The organism is Planctomycetota bacterium, from assembly GCA_033763975.1.
Lineage (GTDB): Bacteria > Planctomycetota > Phycisphaerae > Phycisphaerales > UBA1924 > RI-211.
In genome coordinates this window covers 74,869-88,037 of sequence record JANRJM010000013.1, presented here as the reverse complement: position 1 = coordinate 88,037, position 13,169 = coordinate 74,869, and the positions used below count along the sequence as shown (strand labels likewise).

General features: G+C 69.8%; 11 protein-coding genes. 10 read left to right on the top strand and 1 reads right to left on the bottom strand.

Annotated elements, in window-relative coordinates; genetic code table 11:
- The first annotated feature begins 80 nt into the window (after positions 1–80).
- From SFY69_07750 to SFY69_07715, 8 genes are all read left to right on the top strand, one after another.
- On the top strand, positions 81–1,397 hold the full coding sequence (locus tag SFY69_07750; GenBank protein ID MDX2131928.1) for a hypothetical protein: 1,317 nt from the start codon (positions 81–83) through the stop codon (positions 1,395–1,397).
- A 14-nt stretch (positions 1,398–1,411) separates the two neighbouring features.
- Positions 1,412–1,915, top strand: coding sequence for a tRNA (cytidine(34)-2'-O)-methyltransferase (locus tag SFY69_07745; GenBank protein ID MDX2131927.1), 504 nt, complete (start codon positions 1,412–1,414; stop codon positions 1,913–1,915).
- 214 nt (positions 1,916–2,129) lie between these two features.
- Positions 2,130–2,357, top strand: a complete 228-nt coding sequence (locus tag SFY69_07740) for a hypothetical protein (GenBank protein ID MDX2131926.1) — start codon at positions 2,130–2,132, stop codon at positions 2,355–2,357.
- A gap of 182 nt (positions 2,358–2,539) precedes the next feature.
- Positions 2,540–3,247 carry a peptidoglycan recognition family protein gene (locus SFY69_07735; GenBank protein ID MDX2131925.1) on the top strand — a complete coding sequence of 236 codons (708 nt, stop codon included), beginning with the start codon at positions 2,540–2,542 and terminating at the stop codon, positions 3,245–3,247.
- A 331-nt stretch (positions 3,248–3,578) separates the two neighbouring features.
- Positions 3,579–4,568, top strand: coding sequence for a serine/threonine-protein kinase (locus SFY69_07730; GenBank protein ID MDX2131924.1), 990 nt, complete (start codon positions 3,579–3,581; stop codon positions 4,566–4,568).
- Between the two features lie 18 nt (positions 4,569–4,586).
- Positions 4,587–5,618 carry a hypothetical protein gene (locus tag SFY69_07725; protein MDX2131923.1) on the top strand — a complete coding sequence of 344 codons (1,032 nt, stop codon included), beginning with the start codon at positions 4,587–4,589 and terminating at the stop codon, positions 5,616–5,618.
- A 43-nt stretch (positions 5,619–5,661) separates the two neighbouring features.
- On the top strand, positions 5,662–6,567 hold the full coding sequence (locus SFY69_07720; protein ID MDX2131922.1) for a LysR family transcriptional regulator: 906 nt from the start codon (positions 5,662–5,664) through the stop codon (positions 6,565–6,567).
- A gap of 423 nt (positions 6,568–6,990) precedes the next feature.
- Entirely contained in the window at positions 6,991–7,359 is a 369-nt protein-coding gene (locus SFY69_07715; GenBank protein ID MDX2131921.1) for a hypothetical protein, read from the top strand.
- A 193-nt stretch (positions 7,360–7,552) separates the two neighbouring features.
- Here SFY69_07715 and SFY69_07710 read toward each other — a convergent pair whose 3' ends face one another.
- On the bottom strand, positions 7,553–8,305 hold the full coding sequence (locus SFY69_07710) for a glycosyltransferase family 2 protein (GenBank protein ID MDX2131920.1): 753 nt from the start codon (positions 8,303–8,305) through the stop codon (positions 7,553–7,555).
- A 344-nt stretch (positions 8,306–8,649) separates the two neighbouring features.
- Between SFY69_07710 and SFY69_07705 the strand changes: the two genes are divergently transcribed.
- On the top strand, positions 8,650–9,669 hold the full coding sequence (locus SFY69_07705) for a prepilin-type N-terminal cleavage/methylation domain-containing protein (protein MDX2131919.1): 1,020 nt from the start codon (positions 8,650–8,652) through the stop codon (positions 9,667–9,669).
- A gap of 243 nt (positions 9,670–9,912) precedes the next feature.
- Positions 9,913–13,041, top strand: coding sequence for a hypothetical protein (locus SFY69_07700; GenBank protein MDX2131918.1), 3,129 nt, complete (start codon positions 9,913–9,915; stop codon positions 13,039–13,041).
- The last annotated feature ends 128 nt before the right edge of the window (positions 13,042–13,169 follow it).

Below are 13,169 nucleotides of genomic sequence, written 5' to 3'. Positions count from 1 at the left end.
TAGGATGGCGGCCGCGGGCCGGGCGGGGCGGGTGTCGCCGCCGGTTCGCACGCGATGTTCCCGAGTGGAGGATCCAAGTGATGCGTCACGCACGCCGGTCAGCAGCACGGTCGTTTGTCCTCTGTGCCGGGGTGGCGGCGGGGCTCGCGTCGTGGGCGCACGCGCAGGTCGAGCCGTCGATCATCCGCGAGGGCGAGGGCCCGCGCCGGGCCGAACTGAACACGCGCGAACTCAAGGCGTTCGACTTTGCGGCGTTCGCCTCGCTGAAGGACTGGACCAACGGCGCGGCGCTGACGGCGGGCGACGCCGCCGGCAAGCCCGTGCTGATCCTCACCTGGACCGACTACGTCCCGCAGAGCAAGCGGGGCCTGGTGATCGCCCGCCGGATGGCGGAGCAGCACGCGGCCAAGGGCCTGATCGTGGTCTGCGTGCACGCGCCGTCGGGGTGGGACAAGGTCGCGAAGGGCGCGGCCCCCGAGGGGAGCACGTTCCTGCTCGCGCACGACGCCGACGGTGGGTTCCGTCGCGCACTGTCCTCGGACGTCGACCCTGATTTCTACGTGATCGACCGCGCGGGCCAGCTCCGCTACGCCGACATCGCGACCGAATCGGTCGAGGCGGCGTGCGCCGCGGTGGTGGCCGAGTCGCGTGAAGACGCCGCGGCGATCAACGATCGGCTCAAGGCCGACGCCGCCAAGCGCGACGCGGACCTTCGCCGGACGGCGGGGCTCCGCGAGCGGGTGGACCTGACCTCGCTGCCCGAGATTCCCTTCACCGAGCCGACGCCCGACGAGTACAAGAAGGCGAAGTGGCCCGCGCCGCCCAAAGACCCCAACGAGCAGCCCTCGGCGACGGGCGAGCCCGTCGAGCCGGACCTGCCCCGGGTGGCGCTGTCGGACTCGAACTTCTTCCCCGCCAAGCCCCAGCTCAAGGGGCGGATCACGCTGCTGTACTTCTGGCACCCCGAGTCGCGGTTCACCTTCCAGGGCATGGACCGCTTCGACCTGCTCCAGCGCCAGCGCGGGCGTGACCTCAACGTCGTCGGCTGCCTGTCGCCCCTCAAGGACAACAGCGGCGGCGAACTCAAGATGGAGACCGACCCCAAGAAGCTCCGCGAGAAGCTCGAGGAGTTCCAGAAGGCCCGCGTGCAGGGGCACTCGATCTTCATCGACGCCGACGGCGGGATCTTCCAGCAGGCCCAGAAGTTCTACAACAACAGCGCCCTCCCGCTCCCCTGGGTCGCGATCCTCAGCTCGGACGGCGTCATGCGCTGGTGGGGCTGGATCGCCGACCCCAAGGGCCAGGCCGCGTTCGACCGGATCTTCGAGGTCGACCCCGGCGTGTTGGCTCGGCGCGCCGCCGAGGCCGCGTACATCCGCTCGAAAGAAGGTCAGTGACTCGGGCGGCCCACGTGGGACGTTCCCCCCTGTTCCGCGTGGTGCTCGTCGAGCCCGAGATCCCGAACAACACGGGCAACATCGGGCGCACCTGCGTCGCGACGGGCTGCGCCTTGCACCTGATCCACCCGCTGGGCTTCGACACGAGCGAAAAGGCCTGCCGCCGCGCGGGGCTCGACTACTGGCCCCGGCTCGGCGTGCGCGAGCACGACTCGTTCGACGAGTTCACGCGCGAGCACCCGGCGACGCGCCTCTGGCTGTTCTCGACCCACGCCCGGCGCCTGTACTTCGACGCCGACCTGCGGGCCGGCGACGCGCTGGTCTTCGGCAAGGAGACGCGGGGGCTCGGGCCCGACCTGCTCGCGCGGTACGCGGACCGCACGCTGACGATGCCGATGGTCGTGGGCGAGCGATCCCTGAACCTGGCGACGGCGGTGTGCGCGGTGGTGTACGAAGGCGTGCGGCAGGCGTGCGCGCGGGGCGAGATCACGATCGACCCGAACGGCCGCCTGACATAGAAACAATTCAAGCAGAATCGTCCGAGAAGTGCGGCACCACGTGTGAACCTTTCGTTCGGGCGGGCGTAAGGATGTATGGTGAGGCGCGAACGCGCCGTACCGGTCTTCTCTCTCTCCTCCGGTGTGCCGCCCGCCTTGTGTGGGCGGTACACTGTTTTTGGGCGCTGTCGGGGCGATGTGACCCCGCGGCCCCTTTTTCGTGAGGGCGGCGTCGATGCAAGCACGGCGGAGCAGGGGCGGGGTGTGGGTGATGGTCGGGGTGGGGCTGCTGGCGGCGTCGGTGGGCGGGTGCGGCAAGCCGCTGCTCTCGGAGAACGAGCCCCGCAGCCAGTACGACCGCAACGACGCGGCGCGTGACCGCCGGGCGCCGACGTACGTGTGGGACCAGAAGGGCAACCGTCTCCCGAACGTGCGCGGTCGATTGCTCGGCGCGCAGGAATAACAGCGCGGCGGACGCGGCGTCTGCTTGACTGTGCGGGCGTGCGCGGCTGAAGATCAGTGATCGGCGGCCGAAAATGCGGCGCGGGTTGAACATTCGCGCGTGAATGTGACGATTGAATGGGCGCAGGTGCGCGGACGTCGTACAGTCGTCCGCGCGCGGGGCGCACGCGAGGGTGAACGGGAGTGGCCAGGAACACGTCGAAGTCGAAGCGCGGCACGCGGGGCGCGGGCAAGGCCCGGGCTTCGGTGGCGTCGCGCTCCCTCTCGTCGCGCACGCGGGTTGTCTGGGGCGCACTGCTCGCCTCGATGACGGTCGTGGGCGGCGGGCTGGTGATGCTCGACACGGGTGAACGCTCGACCGGCGAGGGCTTCTCCCTCCCGCCGCTGGCCGTCATGGCGAGCGCGGGCGGGCTCGAGTCCATCCTCTCGACGCCGACGCCGATCGAGAGCGGACGCTGGCAGGCGATCGTGATCCACGACAGCGGGACGCTCTCGGGAAGCCCGGAGAGCCTCGACGAGCAGGCACGCCGTCTGGGCCTGCGCGGCCTGGGGTACCACTTCGTGCTGGGCAACGGCTCGGGCCTGCGCGACGGGCAGGTGCACGTGGGCGGACGCTGGCTTCGCCAGAACCCCGGGGCGCACGCCGCGGGCAAGAACGCGGATTGGCTGAACCGCAACGCGATCGGGATCTGCGTCGTGGGCGACGGGGAGCGGGCGACATTCACCGAGGCCCAGCGGGTGCGGCTTGCGCAGCTCGTCGAGATGCTGATGCGCGAGTGCCAGATCCCCGCGGACCGCGTGTATCTCCATCGCGAAGTCGCCTCGACGCCCAGCCCCGGGAAGTTCTTCCCCGAGGCGTCGTTCCGCCAGGCCATCGCCGGCGTGCGGTAGCGACGGGCGCGGGCGGGTGTGCGATCCATCCATGTGCGAGCGTCCGGTGGCCGGCCCCGCGGGGGCCGGGATGTTCTGTGCCGCGCAGCCCGGGCCCGTTCGCGGCATCGAACCTTGGGCGTGTGCGTCGGGGCGTGGTTCGGCACGCCTATCGTGGATGCTGCCGGGGCGGGGGCCGCCGGCGAGGTCTGGAGCGGCCGGGAATTCCCCGCATCTCCAGCGCAGCGGGAGACGTCGGCCGCACCCGCCGCCACGGGCGGGACGGATCGGTATTTGAACGTGCGTGCCGGGAGTTCTTCCCGGCGACGCTGAGGAGCGGGCAGAGCAGCGCATGTCGGACGAACTCGTCCATTACAAGGCCAACGACGAGGTGGAGGGTCTTCGGATCCTCACCGAGCTCGGGCAGGGGGCGGCGTCGGTCGTGTACCTGGCGCAGGACCCGCGGAACAAGCAGATCTGGGCGCTGAAGCACGTGCATCGGGGGAGCTCGAAGGACGACCGCTTCCTGCAGCAGGCGATGTACGAGTACAAGATCGCCAGCCAGCTCGACCACCCCAACATCCGCAAGATCGTGCGCCTCGAGAAGAAGACGCGGATGTTCGTGCACGTGACGGACGTGTTCCTGGTGATGGAAATGCTCGACGGGGTCTCGATGGACCGCAAGTCGCCGAAGAACTTCGACGACGCCGTCACGATCTTCATCCAGGCGGCCGACGCGCTGGGGCACATGCACGCGCGGGGGTTCGCGCACGCGGACATGAAGCCGAACAACATCCTGGTGGTGCCCACGCCCCAGGGCCCGATGGCGAAGATCATCGACCTCGGCCAGTCGTGCCCGCTCGGCACGGTGAAGGAGCGGATCCAGGGCACGCCGGACTACATCGCCCCCGAGCAGGTGCACCGGCGCGCGATCACCGAGCGGACCGACGTGTACAACCTGGGCGCGACGATGTACTACACGCTCACGGGCAAGGCGGTGCCCAACGCGCTCTCGACCAAGCCCGACGCGCTCGTGAGCCGCCTCGACGACGCCCTGATCCCCAGGGCCCCGGCGGCGTCCAGCCTGAACTCAGCGATCCCCGCGCGCCTCAACGAACTCATCATGCACTGCGTCGAGGTGAACCCCGACGATCGCCCGCAGAGCATGTCGTACGTCAAGGACAAGCTCGAACTCATCCTCGGGCAGTTGCGGTACCGCAACGAGCAGTCGGACGCCGCCGCCCGGGCGAACAGCGCCTCCTCCGCGGGGCTGCCCGTGACGCGGGGCGGGTCGGCGGGCGGCGTGCGCGTCGACGCGGACCGCGCGGACGGGGCGGCGTAAACGGCGGTGGGGGCGCGCATGCAGGATGACTCGGCGTCCAGCGGCGCAGACCCCGGCGCGACGATCGACATGCGCGATCCCGGCGCGGTCGAAGCGGCCCTGCGGGACGGGGCCGCGGCGAACCGCGGGGCGCGGTGCCGGCGGGGATCGATCGATGTGGTGGACGCGACCGGCGCCGGGAGTGACGAACGCCCGGCGCCTGAACGCCCCCGCCCCGACGAGAGCCGCCCGGAAGAAGGGCGCCCCGCAGACACGGCGCTGCGTCTGATCGCGACGGGCGACCTGCACGACAACCCGCTGCACTTCGAGATCCTCGTGCGTGCCGCGGGAATGGACGGGAGCGCCCGGCGCGCTGGGAATGGCGGCGTCGGCGCGGCCCCCGCGCACCTGACGCTGCACGAGATCATCCACGGCGACCGGCTGCTGCACGGGATGGACTTCTCCTACCGCGTGCTGGCGCGCGTCGCGGCGCTCAAGGCGGCCTACCCGGAGCACGTGCACGTGCTGCTGGGCAACCACGAGCTCGCGCAGATGCAGCGGTCGGGCATCCTCAAGGACGGCGTCCGCTGCGTCGACGCGTTCAGCGAGGGGCTGGCGTACGCCTTCGGCGAGGACGCGTCGCGCGTCGAGGCGGCCATCGACGACTTCGTGCTGTCGATGCCGCTGGCGCTGCGGGTGCACACGCGCCGGGGCGATATCTTGTGCGCGCACAGCGTGCCGCCCGCGGCGGTGATGGGCAAGTTCGACACAACCGTGCTCTCGCGCGAACTGACGATCGCCGACTACGCGCCGCGACAGGGGGCGGCCCACCTCATGGTGTGGGGACGCGGCTACGACGAGGAAGGGCTGGAAGACCTCGTCGAGGCGTGGGGCGTGTACATGTTCGTGCTGGGGCACGAGAAGGCGCCCGAGGGTTCGAAGTTCGTCGCGCCCAACGCGGTGGTGCTGAACAGCGACCACGAGAAGGGCGTCTACCTGCCGCTGGACCTCACGAACCCGCCGACGCCCGCGCAGGCGATGGGCCTCGTACGACGGATCATGGCGCCGTGACCAGACCGGCGTGATCGCGCTGCCCCGTCGTATCTTCACCCGCATGGAACTCACCCCGCTCCGGTACTTCTCGGCCATCGCCGCGGCCGGGCACATGACGCGGGCCGCGCGCGAGCTCGGCGTCACGCAGCCGGCCCTCTCCGCCGTCGTCCGCAAGCTCGAAGCCGAGGTCGGCGCCCCGCTGCTCGAGCGCACGAGCAAGGGCGTGCAGCTCACCGAGGCCGGACGCCTGTTCCTCCACAGCGCGCAGCAGGCCCTCCGCGCGGTCGAGGAAGGGCGCGAGTCCGTGCGCGAACTGCTCGGGCTGCAGCGCGGCGTCGTGCGCGTCGGCGGCGGCGCGACCGCGGTAACGTACCTGCTCCCGCCCGTGATCGGGGCGCTGCGGCGCGCGCACCCGGGGCTGCGGTTCTTCATCCGCGAGGCCGGCAGCGCGGGCGTGGCACAGGCCGTGCTGTCGGGCGAACTCGAGCTGGGCGTTGTCACACTCCCGCTCCCGCCGGGCGTGGAGAGCGACCTGCTCGTCGACCCGCTGGTCGAAGACGAACTGCGGCTCATCGTGCCGCCCGGTCACCGCCACGCGAAGCAGGTCGGGCGCGCGCGGCGTGCCGCGACGTTCCGCTGGGAAGACCTGCGGGGCGAGCCGGTGGTCGCGTTCGCCGCGGGCGCGGCGGTGCGCGATCTCATCGACCGGGCCGCCGCCCGCGCGGGCGTCACGCTGGATGTGGCCGTGGAGGTGCGCTCGATCGAGGCCGTCAAGGCCATGGTGGGCGCGGGCATCGGCATCGGCTTCGTGAGCCGCCTCGCGCTGCGCGAGGGCGAGGGGCTGGCCTGCCGCGATGATCGGCTGTCGCGCACGCTCGCGCTCGTGCGGCGACGCGCCCGCGCGCTCGGGCCCGCGGCCTCGGAGTTCGCCCGCGCCCTGCGCGCACGCAAGGCCACCGAGAAGTAACGACGCCCCGACGCCCGACCCCCACGAACGCGCCACGACTTGACGTAACTTGACATGACCGTGGCGCCCTTGACTCCCGCGGGTAACACGCGAATCATCAGCCCCCCAAGCCCGGCATTGCGCCGGTTTCCATTGGGGCCGGAGCCCGCCGTGTTGCACCATGCGACCAAGCCGAACTCCCGAGAACGCGTGCCGATGTGCGCGCGCGGGCTGTGGCGCGGCTCTGATCGAAGCCTCGCCGGCTAACCCGGCGAGGCCGATCCGTTCATCCATCTATTCGAATATTCGAAGTCGCGCATGGTGGGGCCATTCCATCACCGTGATAACGGCCGATCTGACCGCGATTGATCCGTCTATTCGGATGCACGCCATCCGCGAGACAACCTTGGAGCGTCCGGGCCTTCACCGGGCGAACGTGACACCGTGAACGAGAACGTACTGACGATGGTGTTCGACCAGGTGCCCGGGCGCGTGGACGCGGCGCTGCGGGCGCTGGAGTTCTTCCGCGAGATCGAGAACCCGTGCGCGTACTGCGAGGCGACGCGTCATGCGCGCGACCTGACCACGCGCGAGCAGGCCACGTACAACGTCGCGCTGGCGACGCTGACGCGGTACCTGTCGGGCGAGGTCGACATGGGCGGCCCGGCGATGAACATGCGCATCGAAGACGCGGCGCCCGAGCCCGCGGCGGGCGCGTCCGGGCCTGGGCCCGGGCCCGCGGGGTTCGTGGCGAGCATCGTCGGGCCGCGCCTGCCGGAGTTCGCGGGCGAACGTCCCGAGGGCCCGGGGTGATGTGGCACGCGCACGCCGCGGTGCCGCGTTGCCGCGTTGCCGCGTTGCCACGTTGCCGCGGTGCCGCGGTGCCGCAACCGCGCTCCGGCCTGCCACCTCGCGCCGGTCGGCGCGGCAGCACCCGACCTGTTCACCGGCCCGCGCTCACCGGCGCGGGTCGGTGATTTTCTGCGATGAAAGATGCCGCGGAGCCTTACAGCCCGTGCTTGAGGATGCACCACAGGGCCGCGACGCCGTCCTGCCAGCCGATCTTCTTGCCTTCTTCGTACGTGCGTCCGTCGTAGGAGACGGCGACCTCGTACACGCGGGCGCGTCGGGGGGGTGACTGCGGCTCGTCGGCACGCGCCAGGCGCACCTGCGCGACCTTCGCGACCATCTCGATCTCGATGCCGAAGCGTTCTTCGGTGAGCGTCATGGCGCGGAGGGCCGGGGCGGTGAACGCCTTCGTGCAGCACTCGACGTCGGTGAGGTTCAGGTTCGTGACGGCGTTGCAGCACGTCGTGATGAACCGGTTCGCCAGGTAATGCCAGTAGTAGAGGACGCGGTGAGTGTGCCCGATGAAGCGCGAGCCGACGACGGCGTCGGCGCGGCCGTCGAGGATCGGGGCCAACGCCGCGGCGTGGTCGCGCGGGTCGTACTCGAGGTCGGCGTCGTGCACGAGGATGATGTCTGCGCCGAGGTCGAGCGCGCGGGCGAAGCCGGTGCGGAGGGCGGCGCCCTTGCCGCGGTTGGCGTCGTGGAGGACGGCGACAACGCGTCCGCTCGCGCCGAGTTCGCGGACCTGGTCGCGCGTGCCGTCGGTGGAGCCGTCGTCGACGAGGATGACGGTGCGTTCGACGGGCGAGCCGCCGGGAGGGGCGGGGGGTGCGGTGGCAAGGAGCCGGTCGATTCCCGGGCGGAGCCACCGGAGTTCGTTGTAGACGGGGATGACGACAGCGAGCTTCACGCCGCCGAGCGTAGGAACTTGCGGGCGAGCGCGGGCGAGGGGGCGGGGAGGAGCCACGAGGGAGGCCGCCGGGGGAAACGACGAAAAATCGGGCGGGGGCGGTGAAGGGCGTCGCGGCGTACTTCACGAAGCGCGATGGCACAAACATGTGTGCGACATCGAGTAAGCGAAGGGTCTTGACACAACCCAAATATAAAGACTGTACGAAGAGCGCGTGATCTCTCACTGAAACACAGTGGGGAGGGCTTCAAATCTGGAGAGTCGTGCGCTATCCTCTGGGCTCACTCGAACGATCCGTGGCGGGGGCCGGGGGGCATCACCGCGCGGGCGAACCGGAGATTCCCATGCGAAGCAAGGGCGGCCCGCGTGCCTTCACCCTGATCGAGCTGCTGGTCGTGATCGCGATCATTGCGCTGCTGATCGGGATTCTGTTGCCCGCGCTGGGGAACGCGCGGTCGACGGCGCGGATGATCAAGTGCGCCGCGAACAACCGCAGCGTGCTGCAGGGCGTGATCGCGTACTCGACGGACGCGAAGCAGTACTACCCGCCGCACTATGTGTACGGGTCGGACGACAGCACGACGAACTGGCAGTTCGAGCAGCAGTTGCTGAGCAACCCGAACCCGTCGACGGGGTACGTGCACTGGTCGTACGCGTTGTTCAACACGGGCGCGGTGAACGAGGACTCGTTCAAGTGCCCGTCGATGCCGCGGGGCGGGGCGCCGGCGACGAACCCGGGGCCCGACCAGGCGAACTGGGAGCCCGAGCAGGTGAACGACCTGGGCCAGGGGGCCGGGGCCTCGACGCCGACGGACCGGCAGGTGAAGCGGATCGCGTACACGGGGAACGCGGCGATCTTCCCGCGCAACAAGTTCTCGACGGCGTTCGGCGGCGCCCGCAAGAACAAGCTGGTGAAGGACTCGGACATCAACAACGCGTCGAACGTGATCCTGGTGACGGAGTTCACGCCCGACAAGGACTACCGGGCGATCCAGACGGGCGGGCTGTTCAAGAGCCACCGCCCGGTGACGCCTTTCTACGGCATCTCGTCGGGCGTGGACGTGTACAACGAGCCGCTGGGCGCGAGCGCGTTCCCGCGCTTCGTGTACCCGCTGCTGGACGAGATCCTGCCGGTGGCCGATGTGCCCGAAGGCGCGATCGACGGCGGGACGAACACGACGCTGAACGCGGTGGCCCGTCACCACCCGGGCTCCAAGAACGCGAAGGGCGGACAGGCGAACTTCGGGTACGTGGACGGGCACGTGGAGCAGTCGAACATTGAAACGACGATCGAGAAGCGCAAGTGGGGCGACCGGTTCTGGAGCCTGACGGGCGACAACCGGGTGAACACGCAACCGCGCTAAGAGACTGTGAGAAGCGCACCGCGAGCCGAACTCGGAGGGGTTCGGTTCGTTTTCAAACCTGGCGCAGGCCGCGCGTTTCGACAACACGACAACTGAAGACGGTCGAGAGACCGGCAAACCAATGCGTGCATCCGCATGCCAACGGGGTGTGGCTCGTTCCTGACCACAACGTCCTCGCTCCGGGGCATGACGGCTGTCGGTCCGTCCATCGTGCCCCAAACGCCTTTTTCGGAGAGAAGATCCATGAAGAACAATCGTGCGTGGCTGCTGCTCGCGGCGGCCGGAACCTGTGCGACGGCCCTCCCGGCCATGGCGCAGCTGCAGCAGGGACGTGTTGTGAACATCTCGGGCGCCACGCTGCTCCAGAACTGGAGCGCCAGCCGCGCGTCGACGAACGACTTCATCGACGCTGACGGCGACGGCATTAGCGGGTACCTGGGCACCACCATCGGCGGCGTGCCGGACCAGCTCGCGCCGAGCGGCGTGCAGGGCTTCGGCACCTCGGGCAGCCTGACGGCCCAGGAACTCGTCGTGCAGTACCGCGTGACGGGCTCGGTGAACGGCTTCAACGAGCTGCTCCGCTGGGGCCCCCCGCAGTTCCTCACGAACGACGCGAACGCCACGACGGCGACGGGCATCCCCGGCGCGTCGCCCGCGACCGGCCTGCCGAACCCCGGCCAGGCCACGGGCGCGTACCACAACCGCGATCTGTACATCACGATCGGCACGAACTCGGGCGTGCGCACCGGCGCGTACAACCAGGGCAACCCCGGCGGCGCCCCGAACCGCGCGGCCGATCAGTCCTCGTACCGCGCCACCTACGCCACCCCGGACATTGGCAGCGCGGGCGGGATCCAGATCGACGTCTCCCCGCTTGACGTCTCCACGTTCCTCGCCGTGCAGAAGCCCGGCGTCGCGAAGTGGGATCGGGCCCCCGCCGAGGGCGGCTACGGCACGAACCCGCGCAACAGCGTGAACAAGCAGGGCGGGACCTCGGGCGCGAACCTGTCGAGCCAGCTCCTGACGCTCCAGGGCCGCAACCTCTTCGACCCCACCAACCCCGGCGCCGCGGACGCGAACACGATCTTCGACACGCAGCTGCTGTTCGCCCCCATCGCGCCGGTCGTCGGCCTGGGCACGGGCATCACGCAGCTCAAGATCACCGAGATCCAGCACCTCTTCGTGACGGGCCGCGCGAACACGGGCGAGAACTTCGTCGTCGTGACGCGCGACGTCGGTTCGGGCACCCGCAATGCGTTCAACAACTGCACCGGCGTTGACCCCTCCTGGGGCAACGGCGACAACATCGGGCCGCGCTCCTCCGGCGGCACGCAGAACAACCTCGGCGCGGGCTTCATCCCCACGAACAAGAACGGCAACGGCGACGTTGAGGCGACCATGCTCAACATGCGCCTGGGCGTGGGCTACATCGGCACCGAGCGCGGCGTGACGGGCTCGGGCACCGGCTCGTGGCTCAGCAACGGCTGGCTCGAGATCGCCGACGTGCAGAATGACATCTACGGCGGGACGGCGTACACCCGCCCGACGACCGACAACATCCTGAACAACGGCGTGGACGGCTGGCTCATCGGCGGGCAGGCCGTGCTCGCCACCATCGGCGACCCCCGCGCGTGCGAGCTCTTCGTCGACGGCAGCAACGGCTTCCCGGCCGACAGCGCGTTCAACTTCACCGACAGCAACGGCAACGGCTTCATGGACGTGGGCGAGCCGAGCGAGTCGTTCACCGATGAGAACGGCAGCATGGTGCGCGAGTGCGCGCTGGGCGGCATCGGCTGGACGGGCGCGTTCGATCCCTTCGTCGACACCAACAACAACAACGCCTACGACATGGGCGAGCCCTTCACCGACCTGAACGGCAACGGGATGTGGGACGCGACGAACGCCGAGGCCGGCCTCACGAACACCAACCCGCCGATGCGCAACACCGCCGCGGCGCTGTACATGAACAACATCTCGCGCTCGATCGCGGCGTTCCAGTCGGTGCCCGCGGACGTCGCGAACTTCGGCATGCCCGGCGAGTTCGCGGCGAGCCAGTTCCTCTCGCTGGCCGCCCTCGACAACCTGCACAGCGACCTCGACTACACCGTGCTGACCCCCAACCCCACCTTCAACCAGAAGGTCCAGGACTACATCGGCAACCCCGCGAACGGCAACGTTCACTTCAATGCGGCGTTCGTGTCGTTCAACAGCGCGTCGCGCGGGCGCGTCCCGGGCCGCACCACCGGCGTCGTCTACTCCGACGGCGTCGCGGGCGGGCAGAACTACATCGACCAGGCCGGCAACGCCGTGACCTACACCACGCTGGTCACGCCCCGCAACAAGATCGTGTTCGACTTCAACGGCGACGGCGTGCGCAGCACGGCCGACGCGACGGACGCGATCCGCGCGTGGAGCCAGCGCAACGGCGGTCCCGCCTGGTCGGCGCCGGACGGCATCTACGGCGCCGGCGCGGGCCAGCAGGCCGTCATCGAGATCCTCGGCGACGTCGAGGGCAACGGCTCGTTCGACCGGCTCGACATCCGCTACTGGGCCGACGGCCTGGCGCTGGTGAACGGCCAGCTCGATCGCCGGGCGGGCTTCCTGGCGGTGGACAACGCCTCGCAGACCGTCCTGGGCAACGTCAACTTCTTCGGCACGATCCTGTCGAACGCGGGCGAGACGTACGCGGCCGGCGACTCGCGCGCCGACGTGGCCAACGCCTCGAACGCCGTCGGCGCCGCCGCCGCGATCAACGGCTGCATCACCACCATCAACCCCACGACCCGCGGCTGGGCGCCCATCGGCGCTGACGGCAACGGCGACACCAACACCAACAACGATCGCGTGATCGACTGCGTCGACGTGTCGTACGTCGTCCGCCAGTTCAACCAGGCCGGCATCACCGGCGCCGCGAACTGGAGCGACCTCGACGAGGCCGCCCTCTTCGACATCTCGGCCGACATGGACGCCGACCTCGACGTCGACGCCGATGACGCCGTCGAGATCATCGTCAACATCCTGAACACCCAGGTCGGCGACGTGAACCTCGACGGCTCGCGCGACGCGGCCGACATCGCCATCGCGATGGCCAACATGGGCACCCCCAACGCCACCTACTGCTGCGGCGACGTCGACTTCGACGGCGATGTCGACCAGGACGACCTCAACATCATCACCGGCAGCACGCCCTGCGACCCCGACTTCAACCAGGACGGCAACGTCGACCAGGACGACATCTTCTGCCTCGCGCAGGTCGTCGCGGGCGATCCCTCCTGCTCCTCGGTTGATCCTGACTTCAACCGCGACGGCAACGTCGACCAGGACGACATCTCGATTCTCGAGCAGGTCGTCGCCGGCTCGCCCTGCCCGTAAGGCCGCGGCGGTTGTCGGTCTGATCGTTCTGTGAAGTTGTGCTGAATCCGCCCCGGGGGCCTTCCCCCGGGGCTTTCTTTTTTGTGCGATGGGCGGCAACACGCGCGCGGCCCGGGCGTTGGGCCCCC